Below are 1,832 nucleotides of genomic sequence, written 5' to 3' on the forward strand. Positions count from 1 at the left end.
TCGGCGAGGGTGGAGACGTCGCCGATGTCGCGGTTTTCGGCGACGTCGCGGAGGAGTCGGCGCATGATCTTGCCGGAGCGGGTTTTGGGGAGTTCTTGCACGACCATGATTTGGCGGGGTTTGGCGATGGGGCCGATTTCGCGGGTGACGTGTTCGCGGAGTTGTTGCATGGCTTCGTCGCCGCCTGCGGCGTCGTCGGTGTTGCCGCGGAGGATGACGAAGGCGACGATGCCCTGTCCGGTGGTGGCGTCGCTGGCGCCGACGACGGCGGCTTCGGCGACGGTGGGGTGGGACACGAGAGCGGACTCGACCTCGGTGGTCGAGATGCGGTGCCCGGAGACGTTCATGACGTCATCGACCCGGCCCAGCAGCCACAGGTCGCCGTCCTCGTCGTACTTGGCGCCGTCCCCGGCGAAGTAGTAGCCCTGCTCGGCGAACTTCGACCAGTAGGTGTCCCGGAACCGCTGGTCGTCACCCCAAATACCGCGGAGCATGCCCGGCCAGGGCTTGTCCAGCACCAGCAGCCCGCCCTCACCGGCACCGACCTGTTCACCGGACTCGTCGACGACCTTCGCCGAAATCCCCGGCAGCGGACGCTGCGCCGAACCGGGCTTGGTCGCGGTCACCCCCGGCAACGGAGAGATCATGATGGCCCCGGTCTCGGTCTGCCACCAGGTATCCACGATCGGGGCCGTGCCCCCACCGATGTGCTCGCGATACCACATCCACGCCTCCGGGTTGATCGGCTCACCCACCGACCCCAACACCCGCAACGACGACAGATCGTACTGCGCGGGAATGTCCGCACCCCACTTCATGAACGTGCGAATCGTCGTCGGCGCCGTGTAATACAACGACACCCCGTACTTCGCCACGATCTCCCAATGCCGCCCCTCATGCGGCGTGTTCGGCGTCCCCTCGTAGATCACCTGCGAGGCCCCGTTCGCCAACGGCCCATACACGATGTAGGTATGCCCGGTCACCCACCCGATATCGGCCGTGCACCAATACACATCCGACTCCGGCTTCAGATCGAACACCGCACTGTGCGTATACGCCGCCTGCGTCAAATACCCACCCGACGTATGCAGAATCCCCTTCGGACTCCCCGTCGTGCCCGACGTGTACAGAATGAACAACGGATGCTCGGAATCGAACGCCTCCGGCGTGTGCGACTCCGACTGCGACTCCACCAGCTCGTGCCACCACACATCCCGACCGGCAACCCACGCCACCTCCGAGAACGTCCGCCGCACCACCAACACGTGCTCGACCGTGTCCGAACCAGCCAACGCCTCATCCACCTGAGCCTTCAACGGCAACGCCTTACCCCGCCGATACTGCCCATCCGAAGTGATCACCACCTTCGCCTGAGCATCATCGACCCGCGCCCGCAACGCCTCCGCCGAAAACCCACCGAACACCACACTGTGCAACGCCCCCAACCGCGCACACGCCAACATCGCGAACACCGCCTCCGGCAACATCGGCAACTGGATCGCCACCCGATCCCCCGCACCGACACCCAACGACGCCAACGCATTCGCCGTCCGCGACACCTCACGCTGCATATCCGCATACGTGATCACCCGCGAATCGCCCGGCTCACCCTCCCAATAGATCGCCACCCGATCCCCATGACCAGCCCGCACATGCCGATCCACACAGTTGTCGGCCACATTCAACCGACCCCCCACAAACCACTTCGCGAACGGAGCCCCACTCCAATCCAACACCCGACCCCACCGGGACTCCCACTCCAACCGATCCGCCTGCTCCGCCCAAAACCCCTCACGATCAGCCTCAGCCACCCCATACAACTCCGAACTGAC

The 1,832-nt window shown here is 65.1% G+C and carries 1 protein-coding gene; it reads right to left on the minus strand.

Annotated features, from left to right (window positions below; genetic code table 11):
* Positions 1-1,811 (minus strand): acetate--CoA ligase (gene acs, locus ACYVAN_RS24430; protein ID WP_460963570.1); only part of this gene is annotated, 1,811 nt, incomplete at its 3' end.
* Positions 1,812-1,832 lie beyond the last annotated feature (21 nt).

Source organism: Parasphingorhabdus pacifica, from assembly GCF_054779195.1.